At 68.1% G+C, this 22086-nt stretch carries 29 protein-coding genes; 23 read left to right on the top strand and 6 right to left on the bottom strand.

All coding sequences use genetic code 11. From position 1 onward, the window contains the following. Positions 1-11 precede the first annotated feature (11 nt). The 3 genes from RWO33_RS09910 to murU are packed head-to-tail and all read left to right on the top strand — an operon-like array spanning position 12 to position 2063. Positions 12-281, top strand: coding sequence for a GlsB/YeaQ/YmgE family stress response membrane protein (locus RWO33_RS09910; protein WP_314104707.1), 270 nt, complete (start codon positions 12-14; stop codon positions 279-281). Positions 282-339: 58 nt separating this feature from the next. Next, complete coding sequence (locus RWO33_RS09905) at positions 340-1365, top strand: phosphotransferase (RefSeq protein WP_314104706.1); 1026 nt, start codon at positions 340-342, stop codon at positions 1363-1365. Further along, a complete protein-coding gene (gene murU / locus RWO33_RS09900) occupies positions 1362-2063 on the top strand; it encodes an N-acetylmuramate alpha-1-phosphate uridylyltransferase MurU (protein ID WP_314104705.1) in 702 nt (233 codons plus the stop codon). Before RWO33_RS09905 ends, murU begins: the two co-directional genes overlap by 4 nt. 75 nt (positions 2064-2138) lie before the next feature. Here the strand turns inward: murU and hda are convergent, their stop codons facing one another. Genes hda through RWO33_RS09885 form a run of 3 tightly spaced genes read right to left on the bottom strand, consistent with a single transcriptional unit; the run spans position 2139 to position 5136 of the window. Continuing rightward, a complete protein-coding gene (gene hda, locus RWO33_RS09895; RefSeq protein WP_145478373.1) occupies positions 2139-2849 on the bottom strand; it encodes a DnaA regulatory inactivator Hda in 711 nt (236 codons plus the stop codon). After that, positions 2846-4015, bottom strand: a complete 1170-nt coding sequence (locus RWO33_RS09890; RefSeq protein WP_145478374.1) for an AI-2E family transporter — start codon at positions 4013-4015, stop codon at positions 2846-2848. The genes hda and RWO33_RS09890 overlap by 4 nt, the downstream gene beginning before the upstream one ends. After that, positions 4012-5136 (bottom strand): DUF2066 domain-containing protein, encoded by a 1125-nt coding sequence (locus RWO33_RS09885; protein ID WP_314104704.1) that lies wholly within the window; start codon positions 5134-5136, stop codon positions 4012-4014. Before RWO33_RS09885 ends, RWO33_RS09890 begins: the two co-directional genes overlap by 4 nt. A 107-nt stretch (positions 5137-5243) precedes the next feature. Between RWO33_RS09885 and purM the strand changes: the two genes are divergently transcribed. The 7 genes from purM (at position 5244) to RWO33_RS09850 (ending at position 9885) form a co-directional block, all read left to right on the top strand. Then, positions 5244-6299: a phosphoribosylformylglycinamidine cyclo-ligase gene (purM, locus tag RWO33_RS09880; protein WP_314104703.1), complete on the top strand. Its 1056-nt coding sequence runs from the start codon at positions 5244-5246 to the stop codon at positions 6297-6299. Between the two features lie 21 nt (positions 6300-6320). Continuing rightward, positions 6321-6734, top strand: coding sequence for a hypothetical protein (locus tag RWO33_RS09875; protein WP_314104702.1), 414 nt, complete (start codon positions 6321-6323; stop codon positions 6732-6734). Then, positions 6731-7189 (top strand): hypothetical protein, encoded by a 459-nt coding sequence (locus RWO33_RS09870; protein WP_314104701.1) that lies wholly within the window; start codon positions 6731-6733, stop codon positions 7187-7189. Before RWO33_RS09875 ends, RWO33_RS09870 begins: the two co-directional genes overlap by 4 nt. 9 nt (positions 7190-7198) lie before the next feature. Continuing rightward, on the top strand, positions 7199-7636 hold the full coding sequence (locus RWO33_RS09865; RefSeq protein ID WP_145478378.1) for a hypothetical protein: 438 nt from the start codon (positions 7199-7201) through the stop codon (positions 7634-7636). Then, on the top strand, positions 7633-8325 hold the full coding sequence (purN, locus tag RWO33_RS09860; protein WP_314104700.1) for a phosphoribosylglycinamide formyltransferase: 693 nt from the start codon (positions 7633-7635) through the stop codon (positions 8323-8325). The genes RWO33_RS09865 and purN overlap by 4 nt, the downstream gene beginning before the upstream one ends. Before the next feature lie 64 nt (positions 8326-8389). After that, a complete protein-coding gene (locus RWO33_RS09855) occupies positions 8390-9199 on the top strand; it encodes a DUF3108 domain-containing protein (protein WP_314104699.1) in 810 nt (269 codons plus the stop codon). 2 nt (positions 9200-9201) lie between these two features. Continuing rightward, positions 9202-9885 (top strand): DUF3108 domain-containing protein, encoded by a 684-nt coding sequence (locus RWO33_RS09850; protein ID WP_314104698.1) that lies wholly within the window; start codon positions 9202-9204, stop codon positions 9883-9885. A gap of 59 nt (positions 9886-9944) precedes the next feature. Here RWO33_RS09850 and RWO33_RS09845 read toward each other — a convergent pair whose 3' ends face one another. The 3 genes from RWO33_RS09845 to RWO33_RS09835 form a co-directional block, all read right to left on the bottom strand. Further along, a complete protein-coding gene (locus RWO33_RS09845) occupies positions 9945-10256 on the bottom strand; it encodes an EF-hand domain-containing protein (protein WP_314104697.1) in 312 nt (103 codons plus the stop codon). Then, a complete protein-coding gene (murA, locus tag RWO33_RS09840) occupies positions 10253-11524 on the bottom strand; it encodes a UDP-N-acetylglucosamine 1-carboxyvinyltransferase (RefSeq protein ID WP_145478383.1) in 1272 nt (423 codons plus the stop codon). The genes RWO33_RS09845 and murA overlap by 4 nt, the downstream gene beginning before the upstream one ends. Before the next feature lie 73 nt (positions 11525-11597). Continuing rightward, entirely contained in the window at positions 11598-11831 is a 234-nt protein-coding gene (locus RWO33_RS09835; RefSeq protein ID WP_314104696.1) for a BolA family protein, read from the bottom strand. Between the two features lie 53 nt (positions 11832-11884). Between RWO33_RS09835 and RWO33_RS09830 the strand changes: the two genes are divergently transcribed. The 13 genes from RWO33_RS09830 (at position 11885) to ptsP (ending at position 22058) form a co-directional block, all read left to right on the top strand. Continuing rightward, positions 11885-12886, top strand: coding sequence for a KpsF/GutQ family sugar-phosphate isomerase (locus tag RWO33_RS09830; protein ID WP_314104695.1), 1002 nt, complete (start codon positions 11885-11887; stop codon positions 12884-12886). 42 nt (positions 12887-12928) lie between these two features. Then, positions 12929-13477, top strand: a complete 549-nt coding sequence (locus RWO33_RS09825) for an HAD hydrolase family protein (RefSeq protein WP_145478386.1) — start codon at positions 12929-12931, stop codon at positions 13475-13477. Beyond that, positions 13474-14034, top strand: a complete 561-nt coding sequence (gene lptC, locus RWO33_RS09820; RefSeq protein WP_314104694.1) for an LPS export ABC transporter periplasmic protein LptC — start codon at positions 13474-13476, stop codon at positions 14032-14034. The genes RWO33_RS09825 and lptC overlap by 4 nt, the downstream gene beginning before the upstream one ends. Before the next feature lie 65 nt (positions 14035-14099). Further along, the gene (gene lptA, locus RWO33_RS09815; RefSeq protein WP_314104693.1) at positions 14100-14660 is read left to right on the top strand and encodes a lipopolysaccharide transport periplasmic protein LptA; all 561 of its coding nucleotides are present in this window, start codon (positions 14100-14102) and stop codon (positions 14658-14660) included. Beyond that, on the top strand, positions 14660-15379 hold the full coding sequence (lptB, locus tag RWO33_RS09810; RefSeq protein ID WP_145478389.1) for an LPS export ABC transporter ATP-binding protein: 720 nt from the start codon (positions 14660-14662) through the stop codon (positions 15377-15379). Before lptA ends, lptB begins: the two co-directional genes overlap by 1 nt. Before the next feature lie 42 nt (positions 15380-15421). Next, positions 15422-16861, top strand: a complete 1440-nt coding sequence (locus RWO33_RS09805) for an RNA polymerase factor sigma-54 (RefSeq protein ID WP_314104692.1) — start codon at positions 15422-15424, stop codon at positions 16859-16861. A 59-nt stretch (positions 16862-16920) separates the two neighbouring features. Then, positions 16921-17241, top strand: a complete 321-nt coding sequence (raiA, locus tag RWO33_RS09800) for a ribosome-associated translation inhibitor RaiA (RefSeq protein ID WP_314104691.1) — start codon at positions 16921-16923, stop codon at positions 17239-17241. Between the two features lie 21 nt (positions 17242-17262). Further along, on the top strand, positions 17263-17715 hold the full coding sequence (locus tag RWO33_RS09795; protein WP_145478392.1) for a PTS sugar transporter subunit IIA: 453 nt from the start codon (positions 17263-17265) through the stop codon (positions 17713-17715). Continuing rightward, the gene (hprK, locus tag RWO33_RS09790; RefSeq protein ID WP_068849794.1) at positions 17712-18662 is read left to right on the top strand and encodes an HPr(Ser) kinase/phosphatase; all 951 of its coding nucleotides are present in this window, start codon (positions 17712-17714) and stop codon (positions 18660-18662) included. The genes RWO33_RS09795 and hprK overlap by 4 nt, the downstream gene beginning before the upstream one ends. Then, positions 18659-19531, top strand: a complete 873-nt coding sequence (gene rapZ, locus RWO33_RS09785) for an RNase adapter RapZ (protein WP_145478393.1) — start codon at positions 18659-18661, stop codon at positions 19529-19531. Before hprK ends, rapZ begins: the two co-directional genes overlap by 4 nt. A 103-nt stretch (positions 19532-19634) precedes the next feature. Continuing rightward, positions 19635-20027, top strand: coding sequence for a PTS fructose IIA subunit family protein (locus RWO33_RS09780; RefSeq protein ID WP_068849788.1), 393 nt, complete (start codon positions 19635-19637; stop codon positions 20025-20027). After that, the gene (locus tag RWO33_RS09775; RefSeq protein ID WP_145478395.1) at positions 20020-20289 is read left to right on the top strand and encodes an HPr family phosphocarrier protein; all 270 of its coding nucleotides are present in this window, start codon (positions 20020-20022) and stop codon (positions 20287-20289) included. Before RWO33_RS09780 ends, RWO33_RS09775 begins: the two co-directional genes overlap by 8 nt. 2 nt (positions 20290-20291) lie before the next feature. Further along, the gene (gene ptsP / locus RWO33_RS09770; protein ID WP_314104690.1) at positions 20292-22058 is read left to right on the top strand and encodes a phosphoenolpyruvate--protein phosphotransferase; all 1767 of its coding nucleotides are present in this window, start codon (positions 20292-20294) and stop codon (positions 22056-22058) included. Positions 22059-22086: the final 28 nt, after the last annotated feature.

Raw genomic sequence — 22086 nt, 5'->3', positions numbered from 1 at the left:
GGAAACATGCGATGGACGGTCTGTTCGGCAGTACCAGCTGGCTTTACATCATCCTGGTCGGCTTCATCGTCGGCCTGCTCGGTCGCTTCTTCATGCCCGGCAACAACCGCATGGGCTGCCTGCTGACCATCGTGCTCGGCATCGTCGGCGCACTGGTGGCCGGCTGGTTCGGCCAGTACATGGGCTGGTACGCGCGCGGTGAGCCGGCCGGTTTCATCGGCGCCATCCTCGGCGCGATCGCCGTGCTGGCCGTGCTGCGACTGTTCAGCGGCAGGCGCTGAACACGTCTCCCCTCACTTCTCCCGCGCGCCTCCGCGCGCCGCATCGACGTACCCGTCCATGAACGATCCCGCTTCCGACCCACTGCGCGCCGAACTGCGCCGGCAGTGGACCTGCACCGCCCTGGCCGACCCCGACCTGCACCTGGACCGCGCGTCGGTGGATGCGGGCTTCCGCAGCTACTGGCGCGCGACCAGCGCACACGGCAGCCACATCGTGATGGATTCACCGCCGGGCCTGGAAGACGTGCGTCCGTGGCTGCGCATGCACGACCTGCTCGAACCCAACGGCGTGCGCGTCCCGCGCGTGCTGGCGCGCGATGAAGAACAAGGCTTCCTGCTGCTGGAAGACCTGGGCGGGCCGACCCTGGCGCGGCATATCGACGACGACAACGCCGATACCTGGTTCGATGCCGCCTTCGCGCAGCTGATCCGCCTGCAGTCGATCCCGGTGCCCGAAGGCATGGGATCGTTCGGCGAGGCACTGCTGCAGCGTGACGCGGGCCTGTTCGACGAGTGGTTCCTGCAGCGCCACCTCGGCCTGCAGCTGGACTGCGGCGAGCTGGAAGCACTGCAGCTGGCGCATCGACGATTGATGGACAACGCACTGCAACAGCCGCAGGTGCTGACCCACCGCGACTTCATGCCGCGCAACCTCATGCCGATTGAACCGGGCCCGGCGGTGCTGGACTTCCAGGATCTGGTGCGCGGACCGATCGCGTACGACCCGGTGAGCCTGTTCAAGGACGCGTTCCTGAGCTGGCCGCTGGAACGCGTGGATGCCTGGCTGGCGCGCTACCACGCACAGGCGCTGGCCGCCGGGCTGCCGGTGCGTCCGTGGCCGCAGTTCCTGCGCGACGCCGACTGGATGGGCGTGCAGCGCCACCTGAAGATCCTCGGCCTGTTCGTGCGCCTGCGCGACCGCGACGGCAAGGGCCATTACTTCGCCGACGCGCCACGCTTCATCCGTTACCTGGATGAAGTGCTGCCCCGCCATCCGGAACTGGCCGGCTTGAACAACCTGCTGCAAGAGCGCATCAAGCCGGCGATGGCCGCGCTCGCGCTGCCGGTATCGAGCCGCGCATGAAGGCGATGATCTTCAGCGCCGGCAAGGGCGAACGCATGCGTCCGCTGACCCTGGCCACGCCCAAGCCGCTGCTGGTGGCAGGCGGCAAGCCGCTCATCGTGTGGCACCTGGAGCGGCTGGCAGCGGCGGGGTTCAATGAAGCGGTGATCAACACGTCGTGGCTGGGCGACCAGTTCAAACCTGCCTTGGGCGATGGTTCGCGTTGGGGCCTGCGGCTGCACTTCATCGATGAAGGCGCGGTGCCGCTGGAAACCGGCGGCGGCATCCTCAACGCACTGCCCGTGCTCGGGGATGCGCCGTTCCTGGTGGTCAACGGCGATGTCTGGACCGATGTGGATTTCCGCACCCTGCCGCAGCAGCCGGAGGGCGATGCGCACCTGGTGCTGGTCGACAACCCGGTGCAGCACCCGCACGGGGATTTCATCCTGCTTGGCGATGGCAGGGTCAGTGACGACGGCGATGCACCTCGGCTGACGTATGCGGGTGTCGGCGTTTACCGCCCCTCGATTCTCGACGGATGGCGCGAGGTCATCGGCGCAACGGAGGGCGCCTCAGCGAACCCGCCGCAGTTCGGCCTGGCCCCGTTGATGCGCCACGCGATGGCAAACGGGCGGGTAACCGGACAGCATCATCCAGGCCGTTGGACCGACGTAGGCACGCCAGAACGCCTGGCAGACCTGGACGCCGCGCTCCGGTAGGGTTGGATTCCAATCAACCGCCGATAGCGCCCATCGGCGCGACGAACGCATGGCCACGGCCGAAGCCGCGCGCCATTACAACCGGTGCGACCCCTCTTCCACCACCTGCCGCAAAAACGGCACGGTAATGCGCCGCTGCGCGGCCAGCGATTCGCGGTCCAGCCAGTCAAGCAGGCTGACCAGGCTGCCCAGTTCGCGACCGGTGCGGGTCAACAACCATTCGATCGCCGCTTCGTCGATCGACAGTCCACGCCGCGCCGCGCGCTCGCGCAACACCGCCGCACGGCCTTCGTCATCGAGTGGCTGCAGCACCACGCGCACGCACTGCTGCAGGCGTGAGCGCAGGTCGGGCAGCACCAGTCCCAGCTGGTCCGGCGCGTGCTGCGCGGTATACAGCAGGGTGACGCCGGCGTTGCGCGCGCGATTGTGGAAGTCGAACAGCGCCACTTCATCGTCGCGCTGCCCGGCGATCGCATCCAGCCCGTCCAGGGTCACCAGGTCGCGGCCTTCCAGCGACTCCAGCGCGGCACGCACGCGCCCCACCACGGCTTTCAACGGCAGATAGGTCGGTTGCCGCCCGGCCTGCTGGGCCAGCGAACACATCGCCAGCGCCTGGTGGGTCTTGCCGGTGCCGGCCGCGCCCTCCAGGTAGACCCAGTGCGGGTCTTCGCCCACGGCGATCGCGCGCAGCTGCGCCAGCGCACCGTCCGGTGCGCCGATGAAGGTTTCCAGACGCTCGTCCTGCGGGTAACGCAGGGCAAGCGGCAGCTGCGGCACCACGCTCACTTCAGTTCCGGACCCTTGGGCGTGTCGACGATCAGGGTCGGCTTGTCGATGTACGAATCGAGCACGATCGCGGTCTTCTCGCCGGCATACAACTCGCTTTCGCGATAGCGCAGGTGTGCGTAGCGCAGCAGCACGTTGCTGACCGCCGCCACCGGCAGCGCCAGCAGCATGCCCAGGAAACCGAACAGCTGGCCACCGGCCATCACCGCGAAGATCACCGCCACCGGGTGCAGGCCGATCTTGTCGCCGACGATGCGCGGGGTCAGCACGTAGCTTTCCAGCAGCTGGCCCACGGTGAACACCACGCCGACCAGGATCAGCAGCTTCAGGTCGAAGCCCTGCGCCTGCACCAGCGCCGCCAGCACCGCCATGACGATGCCGGTGGTGGCGCCCAGGTAGGGAATGAAGCTGATCAGGCCGGCGATCAGGCCGATCAGCAGGCCCAGCTTCAGCCCCACCAGCGACAGGCCGACTGCGTAGATCAGGCCCAGCGCCACCATGACCAGGAACTGGCCACGGATGAAGGCGCCGAGCACCTCGTTGGACTCACGCGCCAGCTTGGTGATGGTACCCACGTGGTTGCGCGGGATGGTCGAGGCCACCCGTTCGACCAGCTTGTCCCAGTCGCGCAGGAAGTAGAACGCCAGGATCGGCAGCAGCAGGATGTTGACCACCCAGGTCACCATCGCAAAGCCCGAGCGCGACACGTAGCCGAAGAAGGTCTTGGCGAAGCCGCCGGCCTGCTCCCAGTGGCTGCGCACCCAGTCGATCAGCCGGTCCGGTTCCAGCCACGGCATGATCTCCATCCCGGTCTTCTGTTCGAACCAGGGAATGCCGCGCTCCATCAGCCACTGCTGGGCCTGCGGAATGGCCGCGATCAGGGTGGATATCTGGCGTTCGATCATCGGCACCAGGATCAGCAGGGCCGCAGTGATCACCAGCACCATGGCCACGAACACCAGCACCACGCCGGTGATGCGCGAGCGGCCATTGGCCTCGATCCGGTCCACCAGCGGGTCGCCCAGCCAGGCCAGCGCCAGGGCGAGCACGAACGGGGTCAGGATCGGGGCCAGCAGCCACACCACCCAACCCACCGCCAGCGCGAACAGAATGTATTTGACGCGGCGCAGGAACTGCGCGATCTCGGCTTCCGGGGTGAGGATCATCGCAGGCGGTACTCATTGCTGGCCGGGGGCGGCGGGGTGCCGGGAGCGGCGTCTTCGTCGATCGGCACCGGCAGCGGGGCCAGCGGCACGATCACGCCGTTCTCGCCCAGCATCCGGTTCAGCCCGGCCAGGCCGGTGGTCATTTCCAGCAACAGCTCCAGGCGGTCGCCGGAGGCCCGCAGCGGGGTGATGTTACGCACCACCGGGCTCTCGCGCAGGCCGGCGGCCAGGCGCAGGTAATCCTCGGCGCTGTTCAGCCCGGTGACCACGATGGTGTAACTGCCGGCCGCACCGGTGGCGGCGCCGGCCTTGGCATAGCGGCGCACCAGCGCATCGGCGGCACCGTCGGCGCCCCCCGCCATCGCGCGGCGGGCGTCGCTGTCGTTGGTGCTCCACTTGTTCAGTTCCCGGCCGCCGTCCACGAACACCCAGTCGGCTACCCAGCCGCCGGTCTTGTCGCGGTAGAGCTTGCCGACCAGCTGCATCGGCGGGGCGTAGCGCGACGAAGCGCGCGCCACCGCGGCGGTGTCCTGGCGCCAGATCGCGCCGACCACGGCCTGCTCGGCCGCGCTGCCGGTGGGCAGGCCCAGCTTGTAGCCGCGCTCGATGGCCCGGTTCAGCAGCGGGCGGGCCGCATTGGCCTGCTGCACGGTGACCAGGCGCGGGCCGCTGCCATCGTCGATGGCCAGCCAGACCACCGGCTTGGGCCGCGGCTGCGGCCACAGCGGCAGGCCCAGGGCCGAGATCAGGCCATCCACGTCGTCCTGGCGGAACCGCGCCACCAGCATGGTGCGGTAGCTGGGCGCGCCGGTGGCCGAGGTGCTCTGGTCCTGGCGGTAGTCGTAGCTGGCCACGTAGTTCTTCGCGTCGCGCAGGGCCTGCATCACCCCGGGGCGGGTGATCACGCTGCGGTCGCCCGACAGCTTGGCCAGCACGTTGCCCAGCGCGCGGGCCATGGCGCCGTTGCGGTCGGCGTCGCCCTGGCTGTTGACCGGTACTTCGGCCTCGTAGGCGCCACTGGCGGTGGCCACGTCGCCTTCGGTACGCAGGCCGCTCTGGGCCATCGTGGCCACCGGCAGGCATAGCGCGAGGAACATCATCAAAAAGAGGCTGCGGCGCATCAGGACTTCCATTGAGCGTATCCGGGGGGAATTGTTGCCCGAATAGGGCCTGCGCGCCAACGTGGCCTGTTAAAATCCCGCTTTCACTCCAGCGCAGCCCGACGCCCGTGACCAATTCCCCGTCCAACCCCTCCCCCCTGACCTACCGCGACGCCGGCGTCGACATCGACGCGGGCAACGAACTGGTCGAGCGCATCAAGCCGCTGGTGAAGCGCAGCTTCCGGCCCGAGGTGATGGGTGGCCTGGGCGGTTTCGGCGCCCTGTTCGACCTGTCCAGCAAGTACCGCGAACCGGTGCTGGTCTCGGGCACCGACGGCGTGGGAACCAAGCTGAAGCTGGCACAACAGCTGGGCCGGCACGACACGATCGGCATCGATCTGGTCGCCATGTGCGTGAACGACGTGCTGGTGCAGGGCGCCGAGCCGCTGTTCTTCCTGGACTATTTCGCCACCGGCAAGCTGGACATCGACACCGCTGCGGCGGTCGTGGGCGGCATCGCCAACGGCTGCACGGAGGCCGGCTGCGCGCTGATCGGCGGCGAAACCGCTGAAATGCCCGACATGTATGCCCCGGGCGAATACGACCTGGCCGGCTTCACCGTCGCCGGCGTGGAAAAGAGCGAACTCAAGGACGGCGCCAGCGTGGCCGAGGGCGACGTGCTGATCGGCATCGCCTCCTCCGGCCCGCACTCCAACGGCTACTCGCTGGTGCGGCGCATCTACGACCGCGCCGGCCAGCCGGCCGAGCTGGAGCTGGAGGGCGGGGTCAAGCTGGTCGACGCGCTGATGGCCCCGACCCGCCTGTACGTGAAGCCGATCCTGGCCCTGCTCAAGAGCCACGGCGCGTCCATCCACGGCATGGCCCACATCACCGGTGGCGGCCTCACCGAGAACATCATCCGCGTGGTGCCCGAGGGCCTGGGCCTGGACATCGATGCTTCGTCCTGGACCCTGCCGCCGGTGTTCCAGTGGCTGCAGAAGGAAGGCGCGGTGGCCGACAGCGAAATGTGGCGCACCTTCAACTGCGGCATCGGCTTCGTGCTGATCGTCGCCCCGGACCAGGTCGCGGCCGTGTCCGCCGACGTCGAGGCCCAGGGCCTGGCGCAGTGGACGATCGGCAAGGTGGTCGCGGCCACCGGCAGCGAACGCGTGCGGATCGGCTGACATTCACTGAAGGAGTTGCGCATGGATGCACCTGTTCCAGTCCCATCAAATGCCCACGGGTTGAGCCCCGCAGACCAGCGCCTGCTGCGCTGGCTGCCGCGGCTGCATGTCATCCTGGCCGTACTGCTGTTGCTTTGGGCGATTCCGTCCTGGTGGATCGTCAACAGCATGTTCGCGGACATGCCGGTAGAAGCGCGGCCACCCGCCCCCTGGGCTGACATGCTCCCCTATCTGTCCGCTGCGATTCCCGCAGGCATGGCGGTCGTATTGCTGGTCGCGGCCATCTGTCTCACCCGCCGCCGCGGCTACGTCGCCTGCATGGTCGCTGCCGGTGTGTCATGCGTCACCGTTCCTGCAGTCGTCCTCGGTGTGCCCACGCTCATCCTGCTGACCCGCCCGCCTGTGAAGGCCCTGTTTGGACGCGTCCGGCCATGACTACGCCAGTGCTTCCCAGCTCCGTGCTGTCGCTGGAAAATGCGTCGCACCTACACTTGCTGTCAATCCTGCATTACGTTCTGGCCGGCCTGACCGCGCTGTTCTCTCTGTTCCCGCTGATCCACGTGGGCCTCGGCGTCGCCGCACTGACCGGCGCGATGCCGATTGAAAGCAACGGGGGCACCGCTTCGCTCGGGGAAACCCGGCTGTTCGGCTGGATGTTCATCGGGATCGGCTCGATGCTGATCCTGTGCGGACTCACCCTGGCTGGCTTCATGGCCTACGCCGGGAGGTGCCTGGCGCGCCAGCAGCGTCATACCCTGTGCCTGGTAGTCGCCGCCCTGTCGTGCATGCTGATGCCGCTGGGCACCGTGCTGGGTGTGTTCACCCTGATCGTACTGCTGCGGCCGGCGGTCAAGGCCGCCTTCGACGCTTCCCCCACTGCCCACGCCTGAGGTTTCCCGATGTCTGCCACGCCCCCGCCGCTGAACGTCCCGCGCGGCTGGACAACGCATCAGGTCGCCTCGCACCTGCATACGCTGAAGATCCTGTTCTACATCCTGGGGGCGCTGGAACTGCTGCTGGTGCCGATCCTGGTGCTGGGCGCCGCCGGCGGGTACATCAGTGAAAGCAACAGCGCCAACCCCGACGCCCAGCCCGCCCTGCTGGCGGCGATCATGGTGGGCGCCGCCGCGGTCTTCGCCGCTTTGGGCAGCCTGAACATCATCGGCGCGCGGCGCATGGCCGAACGCCGTTCGCACGGGCTCTGCCGGATCGCCGCGGGCGCGGCCTGCCTGGCCGGCGCGCTCGGCATCGCGCTGGGCGTGTACGCGCTGATCGTGCTGATGCGCCCGGAAGTGGTCGCGAGCTTTGCGGCCACGGACGGTACGGTTGCGGCATGACCCCGGCCAGCCACACTGCGTCCCCGGGTTCGCGCAGCCGCATCGCGGTGCTGGCCTCCGGCCGTGGCAGCAACCTGCAGGCCATCCTCGATGCCATCGCCGCCGGCACGCTCGACGCCGAGGTGGTGGCGGTGTTGTCCGACAAGCCGGAGGCCTCCGCACTCCAGAAGGTCGCGCCGGAGCGACGCTGGGCGCGCTCGCCCAAGGACTTCGCCGACCGCGCCGCCTTCGATGCCGCGTTGGGCGACGCGCTGGCCGTGTTCAAACCGGACTGGGTGGTCTGCGCCGGCTATATGCGCATCCTCGGCGAGGCCTTCGTGCAGCGTTTCAGCGGCCGCCTGGTCAACATCCATCCATCGCTGCTGCCGTTGTACAAAGGCCTGCACACCCACGCGCGCGCGATCGAGGCCGGCGACGCCGACGCCGGCGCCAGCGTGCATTTCGTGGTGCCCGAGCTGGACGCCGGCACGGTGCTGGCGCAGGCCCGGGTGCCGGTACTGCCCGGCGACACCGCCGACCAGCTGGCCCAGCGCGTGCTGGCGGTAGAACACCCGCTGCTGATCAGCAGCCTGCAGTGGCTGGTGGCCGGGCGCGTAGCTGAACGCGACGGGCAGCTCCAGGTCGACGGCCACCCCCTGTTCAGTCCGCTGCGCCTAGATTGCGCCGGAGAGCTGAACGTCCCGTCGTAGCGCACACGCGCCGCTGACCTGGACACTGGCATCCTCCCCTCCCCTATCGTTTGTGCCCTTACGCATGAAAACGTCTCCGTCCCAGGTCGTGCTGCTGTTGGCGTCCCTGCTGTGCACCGTGGCCATTGCCGCGGCGCAGGAGCCGCCTGCACGAACGGAAGCCCCGGCCGCAACGCCGGCAGTGCCCGCACCACCGGTATTGCCGCCGATGGCCTGGGAAGCGCCACCACTGGAGCCGTTTACCGCGACCTACCAGGCCTTGTACAAGGGCAAGGAAGCGGGCGATGCCATCATGCGGGTGACCAACACCGGTGGCAGCCAGTGGCGGGTGGACATGCAGGTGGTGGGCCGTCGCGGTTTCGCCAGCGTGCTGGGGCTGAATCTCGAACAGAGCACCGTGTTCGAGAAGCAGGGCACGACCTATGTGCCGCTCAGCCAGTCCACGGTCCGCAAGGGCCTGTTCCTGGGCAAGAAGGTCACCGGCACTTATAACTGGCAGGCCGGCACCGCGCAGTGGACCGGCGACCTGAAGAAAGAACGCACCCAACCCATTCCGCTGCAGGCCGGCGACCAGAGCGCGCTGCTGATCAACCTGGCGATCATGCGCGACGCGCGCCCCGGCGCGCAGATGCATTACCGCTATGTCGACGTGGGCCGCGTGCGGCAGCATGACTACCAGGCCGCGCCGGATACCGAGAACGTGCAGGTCGGCGAACTGTCCTACAACGCGCTGCGGGTCTACCGGACCAACGGCGGCAACGACGAAACCATTCTCTGGGTCGCCAACGGGGTTCCGACCCCGGTGCGCATCCTGCAACGCGAAGACGGCGAAGATCGCATCGACCTGCGCCTGATCGAATACCAAGGAGTTTGACCATGACCATTCTCAACCGCCCGCTGTCCTGGGTCGCCGCCGGTGCCCTGGCGCTGACCAGCCTGCCGGCCATGGCGATGCAGCCGTTCACCGCGCAGTACCAGGCCAACTACATGGGCGTGGTGGCGCCGGGCACCATGACCCTGACCAAGGGCGATGGCAACACCTGGACCTACAGCTTGAACGTCAACAGCCAGTTGGCCACGCTGAGCCAGAACACCGTCTTCGAGGAGGTCAATGGCCGCCTGCGTCCCCTGAGCAGCTCCGATCGCTCGGCGCTGCTGGTGAAGAAGCGGAACGTCGATGCCACGTACGACTGGAGCAAGAACCAGGCAACTTGGAAAGGCGACATCAAGCCCGATCGCGCCGGACCGGTTGCGCTGAAGCCAGGTGACATGGACGCCCTGCTGATCAACCTGGCCATCGCTCGCGACCTGGCCGCCGGCAAGCCGCTGACCTACCGCATGGTCGACGAAGGCCGGGTCAAACCGATGACCTACAAGGTGATCGGGACCGAACAGGTCAACGTGGGGGGCAAGCCCTACGAGGCCACCAAGGTGTCGCGCGTGGACGGCAACAAGGAGCTGATCGCCTGGGTGGTCAAGGACTTCCCGGTGCCGGCGCGACTGCTGCAGCGCGAAGGCGGCAAGGACGCGCTGGACCTCACGATCAAGTCGTTCAAATAACCCATCGGGTATCTACCGTTGGTCGATACGAAAAAACGCCCGCGTCGAGCGGGCGTTTTTCATTTGGCCGGCGTTTCTGCCTGGAACACCGTCCTGCAGTCCACGCGGATCTGCTCGGCGGTCCTGCGCCAGTAAAACGCCTTGCAGTGCCGGTTGCCTTCCTCGGTGGTTTTCACGCCCACGGCGTAGAACGACTGCAGCACCTCGGTGCGGCTCACCGTGCCATCCCCGTCCCAGTCCATGTCCTGCTGTTCCAGGCCCTGGGTGATGGCGATGTCGGCATACCAGGCATACCCCAGCCAGCCCAGCACCACCAGCACCAGGACCAGCAGCGCCTTGCGGCGACGGGTGAACTGGCCGCGCAGGATCATGCGACGCGCCGGATCGTGGCGCCCAGCGAGGAGAGCTTTTCTTCGATGTTCTCGTAGCCACGGTCCAGGTGGTAGATGCGGTCGATGGTGGTATCGCCATCGGCCATCAGGCCGGCCAGGATCAGCGAGGCCGACGCACGCAGGTCGGTGGCCATCACCGGCGCACCGCTCAGCTGTTCGGCACCGCGCACGATCGCGGTGTGGCCTTCGACCTGGATGTCCGCGCCCAGGCGCAGCAGTTCGTTGACGTGCATGAAACGGTTCTCGAAGATCGTTTCATTGATCACGCCGACGCCGTCCGCCACGCAGTTGAGCGCCATGAACTGGGCCTGCATGTCGGTCGGGAACGCCGGGTACGGCGCGGTGGTGAGGTTGACCGCACGCGGACGCTTGCCCTGCATGTCCAGGGTGATGCTGTCCTCGGTGGTGTCGATCTTCGCCCCGGCCTCGACCAGCTTGGCCAGCACGGCGTCCATGGTGTTCGGGCGCGCACGGTTGACCGTGACCTTGCCACCGGTCATCGCCGCGGCCACCAGGAAGGTACCGGTCTCGATGCGGTCGGGCAGCACTTCATGGCGGCCACCGGACAGGCGTTCGACGCCTTCGATCACCAGCCGGGCGGTGCCCAGGCCCTCGATCTTCGCGCCCAGCGCGATCAGGCAGTGCGCCAGGTCGGTCACTTCCGGCTCCATCGCGGCGTTGTCCAGCACCGTGGTGCCTTCGGCCAGCACCGCGGCCATCAGCACGTTCTCGGTACCGGTCACGCTGACCATGTCGAAGGTGAAGTGCGCGCCCTTCAAGCGCTTGGCCTGAGCCTTGATGAAGCCGTTCTCGACCACGATCTCCGCACCCAGCGCCTGCAGGCCCTTGATGTGCTGGTCGACCGGGCGCGAGCCGATCGCGCAGCCACCGGGCAGGGACACTTCGGCCTGGCCGAAGCGCGCCAGCAGCGGGCCCAGCACCAGGATCGAGGCGCGCATGGTGCGCACCAGCTCATACGGCGCCACGTGCTGGTCGACCGGACGCGGGTCGACCACGATCGCGCTGCCGCGCGACAGCGTGCCCTGGTCGACGGTCACCTTGGCGCCCAGCTCGCCGAGCAGCTTCACCGTGGTGACCACGTCGTGCAGGTGCGGCACGTTGGTGATCTCCACCGGCGCATCGGCCAGCAGGGTGGCGCAGAGGATGGGGAGGACGGCGTTCTTGGCGCCGGAAATGTTCACTTCACCGTGCAGCGGCGTGCCGCCGGTCACTACGATCTTGGCCATGGAATCTACTTGGGGTGAGGTAGAGCCGACCGTTGGTCGGCTGGATGGTCGAAGGCAACGGGTACTTCGGCGATCAACCGGCCACTTCGGCCGGGGTCACCGTCTTCAGTGCCAGCGCGTGGATCGCCCCGCCCATCAGCTCGCCCAGCGTGGCGTAGACCATGCGGTGGCGGGCCAGCGGCAGCTTGCCGGCGAAGGCGTCACAGACCACGGTGGCCTCGAAATGCACCCCGTCGTCGCCCTGCACGTCCGCACGGGCGCCAGGCAGGCCGTCTTCGATCAATTTACGGATGGTCTCGGCGTCCAACGGGCTTTCCTAATAAAATGAGCGCTCATTCTACTCCTCCGCGTGGCGCCCGCATGGCTGTATCGCCCCTGCCCCCCTCCTCCGCCGACCCGGCCGCGCTGGTCGACAGCGGCCGCCGCGTGTTCGGGATCGAGCGCGATGCCCTGGCCGCCGTGGCCGGGCGCCTGGGCGAGGACTTCGCCCGCGCGTGCCAGCTGGTGCTGGAAAGCCGCGGCCGCGTGGTGGCCACCGGCATGGGCAAGTCCGGGCACGTGGCGCGCAAGATCGCCGCGACCCTGGCCTCCACCGGCACCCCGGCGTTCTACGTGCACCCGGGCGAAGCCGGCCACGGCGACCTGGGCATGATCACCGAAGCCGACGTCGTGCTGGCGCTGTCCTATTCGGGCGAATCGGACGAGGTGCTGATGCTGCTGCCGGTGCTCAAGCGCCAGGGCAACCGCCTGATCGCCATGACCGGCCGTCCCGGCTCCTCGCTGGGGCTGGCCGCCGATGTGCACCTGGACGTCAGCGTTCCGGCCGAGGCCTGCCCGCTGGCGCTGGCGCCCACCTCCAGTACCACCGCCTCGCTGGCCATGGGCGACGCCCTGGCGGTGGCCCTGCTCGACGCGCGCGGCTTCACCGCCGACGACTTCGCCCGCTCGCACCCGGCGGGCAGCCTCGGCCGCCGCCTGCTGCTGCACATCACCGACGTCATGCACAGCGGCGACGAGCTGCCCCAGGTCGGCGAGAACGCCAGCCTGAGCGAGGCCCTGGTCGAAATGAGCCGCAAGCGACTGGGCATGACCGCGGTGGTCGACGCCGACCAGCGGCTGGTCGGACTGTTCACCGACGGCGACCTGCGCCGCGCGCTGGACAGCGACCTGGACGTGCGCAGCGCGCGGATCGTCGATGTGATGACCCGCAGCCCCCGTACCATCGGCGCCGACCAGCTCGCCGTGGAAGCGGCGCGGGTGATGGAAACCCAGCAGATCAACGGCCTGATCGTGGTCGATGGCGAAGGACGTGCGGTCGGCGCGCTCAATATTCATGACCTGTTGCGGGCCCGGGTGGTTTAAACCACAGTGGCACTCCTCCATTCAGCTGGACCTGTACACCTGATGCCCTACTCTCCGTTGCCCGGTTTCCCGTCCCACCTGCATGCCGCTGCCGGCCGTATCCGGCTGGCCTGCTTCGACGTGGACGGCACGCTCACCGACGGTCGGCTTTACTACGACCGTGACGGCAACGAGAGCAAGGCGTATTACGTGCAGGACGGTCTGGGCCTGAAACTGCTGCAGCAGCACGGCATCCACCCCGTGCTGATCACCGCGCGCAACAGCTTGTCCGCGCTCAAGCGCGGCGCCGACCTGGGGATCGACACCCAGATCGCGGTGGGCGACAAGCTGGCCAGCGTCCGCGCCCTGTGCGACCAGCACGGCATCGGCCTGGACCAGGTCGCCTTCATGGGCGACGACCTGCCGGACCTGGCCCCGCTGTGCGCGGTCGGGCTCGCGGTGGCCCCGGCCAACGCGCACCCCTGGATCGCCGAACGCGTGCACTGGCAGACCCGTGCCGACGGCGGCCGCGGCGCCGCACGCGAACTGTGCGACGTGCTGCTGGCCGCACAGGGCCATGTCGACGCGGTATTGGCGAGGTACGGCGCATGAACTGGCGCACCTTGCTTGGAGGCCTGCTGCTGGCGGCCGCATTGCTGAGCGGCTGGGCGCTGCTGCGTGATCGCAACCAGGTCCTGCCCGACGCCGGCGACGACGGCAGCAAGGACTACGTGCTGCATGATTTCCAGATCGTCGCGCTGGACGAACAGGGCCACGAATCGACCACCCTGCGCGCGCCGCTGCTGGAGCGCATGCGCAACGATGAAACGACCACCATCCAGACCCCGTTGTTCCTGCTGCCCGACCGCGATGGCAACCATTGGGAGCTGCGCAGCGACACCGGCTGGATCAGCGCCACCGGCGACCTGCTGCGCCTGACCGGCAACGTCAGCGGCGACAGCCCCCGCGTGCCGAGCGTGCCACCGACCACCTTCCGCACCGAGCAGCTGGACGTGTTCCCGAAGGAAAACCGGGCGACCTCCGACGGCCTGGTCACCCTGACCCGACCCGGCATGACCCAGTCCGGGGTGGGCTTCGCGTTGAATTCCAGCGACAAGACCTATCAGTTCCTGAGCCAGGTCAAGACGCGTTACACCCCCCGTCATTGATGCGCCACGACACTATTACGACGGCATTGGCCGTTTCCCCGACATTGGCAGGAAAGCCCCACGTCATGAAGATCTTCTACGCCGCTGCACTTGCCCTGGGCCTGATGGTTCCGGCGCTCACGGTCCAGGCCAAGACCTCCGACCGCAACCAGGAAATGACCATCGATTCCGGCGCCCAGGACGGCATGATCATGGGCGATGGCGTCATGAACCTGACCAAGGGCGTGGTGATCACCCAGGGCACCCTGGAAATCCGCGCTGACAGCGCGCAGATCCATATCAAGGGTGGCCAAGCCGAGCGCGCGGTGTTCACCGGCAAGCAGGCCACGATGAAGCAGGAGCTCGACGACGGCAGCAAGATGAACGCCCGCGCCGACAGCATCGATTACAACATCACCACCGAAACCATCGTGCTCACCGGCAACTACCGCGTGGAAAGCGCGCAGGGCGTCAACACCGGCGGCAGCATGACCTACAACACCCGTACCGGCCAGATGAACAGCGGCGGCGACGGCCAGCGCGTGCGCACCGTCATCCCGCCCAAGAACAAGGCCCCGGCCGCGGCCGCCAAGCCGGCCGCCACCCCGACCCGGACCACCGTCCCCACCGCCGGGAGCAAGAAGTAATGCTCGTTGCCAAAGGCCTGCGCAAGCGCTACAAGCAGCGCGAAGTGGTCAAGGAATTCGGCCTGACCCTGGAGGCTGGTGAAGTGGTGGGGCTGCTGGGCCCCAACGGCGCCGGCAAGACCACCTGCTTCTACATGATCGTCGGCCTGGTCGAAGCCGATGCCGGCAGCATCGTGCTCGACGGCAAGGACATCACCGCGGACCCGATGTACACCCGGGCCAAACAGGGCGTGGGTTACCTGCCGCAGGAACCGTCGGTGTTCCGCAAGCTGACCGTGGCCGACAACCTGCGTTTGGTGCTGGAGCTGCGCGAGGACCTGGACAAGGCCGGGCGCGAGAAAGAGCTGCATTCGCTGCTGGACGAACTGCAGATCGGCCACGTGGCCGACCAGATGGGCGCCAGCCTGTCCGGCGGCGAGCGCCGCCGCTGCGAAATCGCCCGCGCCCTGGCCGCCAAACCGCGCCTGATCCTGCTCGACGAACCCTTCGCCGGCGTCGATCCGATCTCGGTCGGCGAGATCCAGCGCATCGTCACCCACCTCAAGCAGCGTGGCATCGGGGTGCTGATCACCGACCACAATGTCCGCGAAACCTTGGGAATCTGCGACCGCGCGTATATCCTCAACGAAGGCAGCGTGCTGGCGCAGGGGGCGCCGGACGCGATCCTGGAAAACGCAGACGTCCGCCGCGTGTACCTTGGAGAGACTTTCAAGCTCTGATCCGCCGGCCGCTGCATCGCCTTCCCTCCGTTCGGCACAGGCATGAAAGCACGGCTGCAGACATCGCTGGGGCAACAACTGGTCATGACGCCGCAGCTGCGCCAGGCCATCAAGCTGTTGCAGATGTCCAGCGCGGAACTGGAGCTGGAGCTGGCCGAAGCGGTGGAAACCAATCCGCTGCTGGACTGGGCCGAGAACGCTGAACCCGCGCTGGACACCACGCCCGGATCCGAAGAGCCCCCGCCCGAGGCCAGCGAGCGCGGCGACGACCGTGACGGCCCCGCCCAGGCGGCCGACGACTGGGCACCCGGCGAGGGTGACTGGGCCAGCGGCGGCAGCGGCGGCTCGTTCGATGACGATGACAACGGCAGCGCCGCCGAGCGCGTGGCCGAAACCGAGAACCTGGCCGACCACCTGCTCTGGCAGCTGCACCTGTCGCACCTTTCACGGCGCGACCGCAGCATTGGCGCGGCGCTGATCGATGCGCTGGGCGAGGACGGCTACCTGCGCGAGCCGCTGTCGGCCATCGCCGACACCCTGCTGCCGGCCATTCACGCCGATGAAGCCGAGATCCTCACGGTACTGCACCAGATCCAGCGCTTCGACCCGATCGGGGTCGGCGCGCGCAGCCTGGGCGAGTGCCTGCAGCTGCAGCTGGACGTGCTGGACCCGCAGACCCCCGGGCTGGGGCTGGCCCGGCGGATCGCCGACGGACCGCTGGAGCGGCTGCCGCGCAGCGGCGTGAACGGCATCGCCCACGAGCTGCGCGAGCCGGTGGCGGCGGTGGAGGTCGCGGTCCAGCTGCTGCGCTCGCTCGACCCCCGGCCCGGCGCCCAGATCGGCGAGCTGGACCACGACAGCTACGTGGTCCCCGACTGCGTGGTCTGGCGCCAGAACGGCACCTGGCGGGCGGCCCTGGCCGGCCACGCCGGGTCCAAGGTGATCATCCACCGCGGCTATGAACAGATGATCCGCCGCTGCGGCGAGAGCGACGCCGGCTACCTGCGCGCGCACCTGCAGGAGGCCCGCTGGCTGCTCAAGGGCCTGGAGGCGCGGGGCGAGACCCTGCTGCGGGTGATGCGCTGCCTGCTGCAGCAGCAGGCCGCCTTCCTGGAGTTCGGAGAGCAGGCGCTGCGCCCGCTGACCCTGCGCGAGGTGGCCGGGGAGCTGGGCCTGCACGAATCGACCATTTCACGTGCCATCGCCCGCAAGTACGTGCGTACCCCGCGCGGCACCCTGCCGCTGCGTGCCTTCTTCGCCTCGGGGATCGACACCGACGGCGGCGGCGAGGCCTCCAGTACCGCCATCCAGGCCATGATCCGGCGCCTGATCGACGCCGAGAACCCGCGCAAGCCGCTTTCTGACGCCAAGCTGGCTGACCTGCTCAAAACCTCGGGCATACCGGTGGCGCGACGCACCGTGGCGAAGTATCGTGAGGCCATGAACATTTCCGCCTCGCACGAACGCGTACGTATTGCCTGACGCTCCACCGCGCCTGGCGGGAAGGTTCATTGGCTCATCCGAAACAAAGGAGAAACCCGATGCGCATCGAGACGTTTGGCAAAGGCGTGGAAGTGACCCCGGCCATGCAGGAGTACGTGGACACCAAGCTGCAGCGGATCCACAAGCACTTCGACCAGCATTGTGAAATCCGGGTCACCCTGGAGCTGCGCAAGAACGAACACCATGCAGATGCCAGCGCGAACATCCCGGGGCAGACCCTGCACGCCGAAGCCGGCGGCGAGAACATCTATGCGGCCATCGACGTGCTGGCCGACAAGCTCGACCGACTGGTGGTCAAGCACAAGGAAAAGAAGCAGCAGCACGCGCCGGGCGTTCCGATAAGCGACAATGGCGTCTGACGACCCCGCCTCCCCGCTTCCATGCCCTTGACCCATCTACTGGCGGCCGTGCGCACCCAGGTGCTGCCGGCCGCCGATCGCGACAGTGTGCTGAAGGCCGCCTCGCGGCTGCTGGCCTGCCGCGAAGCCAATGCAGAGATGCTGTTCCAGAACCTGCGCGAGCGCGAAACGCTCGGCAGCACCGCCATCGGCCACGGCATCGCCATTCCGCACGGTCGCGCGCCCGCGCTGGAACGCCCACGGGGCGCATTGCTGCGGCTTGAAAGCGCGGTCGATTTCGGTGCCGACGAGCCGGTGGACCTGGTGTTTGCCATCGCCGTGCCCAGCCACTACACCCACCAGCACCTGATGCTGCTGTCGGAGCTGGCCGAAGCGTTTTCCGAACCCGCGTTCCGCCAAGCGCTGCGCGACGCGCGCGACAGCGACGCTCTGCTCCAGGTCATCCACTATCCGCCGCCGGCGAGCGCCGCATGAATACCAGCATCACCGCCCGAGAACTGTTCGAGCAGCAGCGCGACCGCCTGAGCCTGCGCTGGGTGGCCGGGCAGAAGGGCGAGCGACGCGAACTGGAGGCCGGCAACACCGTGTCGCGGCGTCCGTCGCTTGCCGGCTACCTCAATGCCATCTACCCCAACAAGGTGCAGATCCTGGGCACCGAAGAGCTGTCCTGGCTGGATTCGCTGGATTCGCGCCAGCGCTGGGAGACCATCGAGCGGATCATGCAGTCACACCCGCTGGCGCTGGTGATCACCCGCAACCAGCCCTGCCCGGAAGACCTGCGCGCGGCCGCCGACGAATCGCAGACCCCGCTGTGGATCTCGCCCAAGCGCGGCCATGAGCTGCTCAACCATCTTTCCTACCACCTGGCCCGGACCCTGGCGCCGCGGGTGATCCTGCATGGCGTGTTCATGGAGATCTACTCGATCGGCGTGCTGATCACCGGCGAAGCGGGCTCGGGCAAGAGCGAGCTGGCGCTGGAACTGCTCAGCCGCGGCCACCGCCTGGTGGCCGACGACGCCCCTGAGTTCACCCAGATCGCCCCCGACGTGCTCGACGGGACCTGCCCGGAACTGTTGCAGGACCTGCTGGAAGTACGTGGCCTGGGCGTGCTCAACGTGCGCGAGATGTTCGGTGACACGGCGGTAAAGAAGAACAAGTACCTTCGGCTCATCGTGCACCTGACCAAGCCCATGACCGAACCCACCCCACACGGCTACGAGCGCCTGACCGGCGATTCCGGCACCCGCCACGTGCTGGACCTGGACGTGCCGCTGATCACCCTGCCGGTGATGCCCGGCCGCAACCTGTCGGTGCTGACCGAAGCGGCCACCCGCCTGCACATCCTGCGCACCAAGGGCATCGACCCGGCCGCGATGTTCATCGCCCGCCACAGCAACCTGCTGGAGCGGCGCACGCCATGAGCGCCACGGCCACGTTGATCATCGTCAGCGGGCTGTCCGGCTCGGGCAAGACCGTGGCACTGAAGACGTTCGAAGACCTGGACTACTACTGTTCGGACAACCTGCCGATCAACCTGCTGCCCGACTTCGTGCGCAGCCTGCTGGCCGGGCACGACGCCGCCGCGCCGCGCCGGCTGGCGGTCGGCATCGACGTGCGCGGCCAGAGCGACCTGAGCCAGCTGTCGCACTGGCGCGAAGACGCCAAGGCCGCCGGGCTGGACGCGCAGCTGCTGTTCTTCGATGCCACCGATGAAACCCTGCTCAAGCGCTACGCCGACACCCGCCGCCGCCACCCGCTGAGCCAGCTGGGGCTGTCGCTGCCCGAAGCGATCGCGCGCGAGCGCGAGCTGACCGCCCCGCTGCGGCGCGCGGCCGATGCGGTGATCGACACCACCAGCCTCAACGTGCACCAGCTGCGCCGCAAAGTGGTGACCGAATTCGCCCTGAGCCACGGCAACAAGCTGTCGCTGCTGTTCGAATCGTTCGCGTACAAGCGCGGCGTGCCGGCCGAGGCCGATTTCGTCTTCGATGCCCGGGTGCTGCCCAATCCGCACTGGGACCCGCAGCTGCGCCCGATGTCCGGCCGAGAAGCGCCGGTGCGCGACTATCTGGAAGCGCAGGCGGACGTGCAACGGTACGTGGCCCAGCTGGTCGACTTCCTCGACACCTGGCTGCCGCGGCTCGGCAACGACACCCGCAGCTACGTCACCGTGGCATTCGGCTGCACCGGCGGCAAGCACCGCTCGGTGTACCTGGCCGAGCGCCTGGCACGGCACGCCCGCGAGCAGGGCTGGCCGGAAGTGGCCACTTTCCACCGGGAGCTGGATTGAAGCCAACGGACCAACGGTCCGTTGCTACCGGTATCGCCAGGCCAACAGTGCGTTGCCGTGCTCGGTGTATCCCCAATTCATGTTGGGATGTTAACGTTCGACAATGACCTGTGGCATTCTCCTAGTAACTCATCCCGGCGTAGGCACGTCGCTGCTGGACGTGGCGACCCGGCTGCTGCGGCACCTGCCGCTGAAGACCGAAGCTTTCGAAGTACCGTTCGACGCGGACATGGACGCCCTGCTCCCGCTCGCCTCGGCCGCCCTGCGGCGGGTCGACAGCGGTGAGGGCGTGCTGATCCTGACCGATCTGTATGGCGCCAGCCCGAGCAATCTGGCAGCGCAGCTGGCCCGCCTGGGCACCCCGGCCCGCCGGGTCTCGGCGCTGAGCCTGCCGATGTTGTTGCGAGTGATGAATTATCCGGAACAGGGACTGGATCAACTGCCCGCCACTGCGGCGGCGGGTACTCGCAATGGAGCGATTGTCGACGATGCTTGAACGTGAACTCACCGTATCCAACCGCCTGGGCCTGCATGCCCGCGCCACTGCAAAGCTGGTGCAGGTGCTGGCGCCGTTCCGCTGCAACGTGACCATGGCCGCCAAGGGCCGCGAGATCAACGCCAAGAGCATCATGGGCGTGATGCTGCTGGCCGCCGGCCAGGGCACGCCGGTCACGGTGCGTATCGAGGGCGAAGATGAAGTGGCCGCCATGGACGCCGTGGTGGCCCTGTTCGAGCGACGCTTCGACGAGGACAGCTGAGCATGCCGGGGCCACCGCGACCGGGATCCAGCGCGCCGGCCCGGACCGCCTCCGGCGCCCTGCTGCTGTCCGGTCATGGTGCCTCGCGTGGCAACGCACTGGGTCGGGCCCGGGTACGCCTTCCGCATGCCCTGGAAGTGGCCGAACAACGCATTGCTCCCGCCCAGGTCGAAGCCGAACTGCAGCGCCTGCATCGGGCGGTGGATGCGGCCCGCGCAGAAATGCACGACCTGCGCCAACGCCTGCAGGGAGCGCTGAACAAGGAGGTCGGCGAATTCCTGGACCTGCACGCCCTGCTGCTGGACGATCCGGAGCTGCTGTTCGGGCTGGATGAGCTGATCCGCACCGGTCCGTACAGTGCCGGCTACGCGCTGCGCGTGCAGCGCGACCGCCTGGCCAAGGTCTTCGACGGCATGGACGATGCCTACCTGAAGAGCCGGATGGACGACCTGGACCACGTCATCGGGCGCATCCATGCATTCCTGCAGAAGCGCCCTCCGGACGTGAAGGGGCTGGCCGGGGAGATCCTGGTCTGCGACAACATCGCGCCCTCCGAGCTGGCCCAGCTGCAGGCGCATGGGGTGGTCGGCATCGTCACCGCCGCCGGCAGCGCGCTGTCGCACAGCGCGATCCTGGCGCGCAGCCTGCACCTGCCACTGATCGTCAACGTTCCCAACCTGCTGCAGAAGATTTCCGACGGCGACGTGCTGGGCATCGACGGCAGCACCGGCCAGATCACCGTCAACCCGCTGCCACCGGACCTGCGCGATTACCGCGCGCGGCTGCGCGAGCAGGCGCGCGAACAACGCGAGCTGGGCCGCCTGCGCACCAAGCCCAGCCGCACCCGCGACAACGTCGACATCGCGCTGCTGGCGAACGCCGAATCGCGCGAGGACGTGACCGAGGCGCATGCGCTGGGCGCGCATGGGCTGGGGCTGTACCGCACCGAGTTCCTGTTCCTGCAGCGCGACGAGCTGCCTGACGAACAGGAACAGTTCGAGACCTACCGCGATGCTGCCTTGGGCATGAGCGGGCGGCCGGTGACCATCCGCACCCTGGACCTGGGCGCGGACAAGGCCGACCGTACCGGGCTGACCCTGAGCAACGAAGAGAACCCCGCACTGGGCCTGCGCGGCGTGCGCCTGTCGCTGGCGCGGCCGAAAGTGGCCGACACCCAGCTGCGCGCGATCCTGCGCGCCTCGGCCTACGGCAAGCTGCGCATCCTGCTGCCGATGGTGAGTACCCGCGAGGAAGTGCTTGCCGTGCGGCGTCGCTTGAACAAGCAGGCCGACCTGCTGCGTGCGGAAGGCCACGAAGTGGCCGAGCACATTCCATTCGGCGCGATGATCGAAGTGCCCGCCGCCGCGATCGCGCTGGAGAGCTTCATCGACCTGGTCGACTTCCTCTCGATCGGCACCAACGACCTGGTGCAGTACCTGCTGGCCGCCGACCGCAACAACGAGGCGGTGGGCGAGCTGTATTCGCCGCTGCATCCGGCGGTGCTGCGCCTGCTGGCGCATATCCTGCGCACCGGGCGCGAACACGGCGTGCCGGTGGCGGTGTGCGGCGAGATCGCCGGCGACCCACGCATGACCCGTCTGCTGCTGGCCCTGGGCCTGACCGAGTTCAGCCTGCACCCCGGCACGCTGCTGGAAGTGCGGCGTGCGGTGCGCGACAGCGACCTGGCCGAACTGCAGGCCGCGGCACCGAAGCTGCTGGCCGCACGCGACCGACGCAGCATCGAACGCTGGATGGAAAACAACACGTGACCCGTTATCGGTAGCGCCGGCCGTTGGC

This window comes from uncultured Stenotrophomonas sp., assembly GCF_963519925.1.
Lineage (GTDB): Bacteria > Pseudomonadota > Gammaproteobacteria > Xanthomonadales > Xanthomonadaceae > Stenotrophomonas > Stenotrophomonas maltophilia_AE.
The sequence above is the reverse complement of the archived record's forward strand: the minus strand, read 5'-3'. Positions and strand labels throughout refer to the sequence as shown.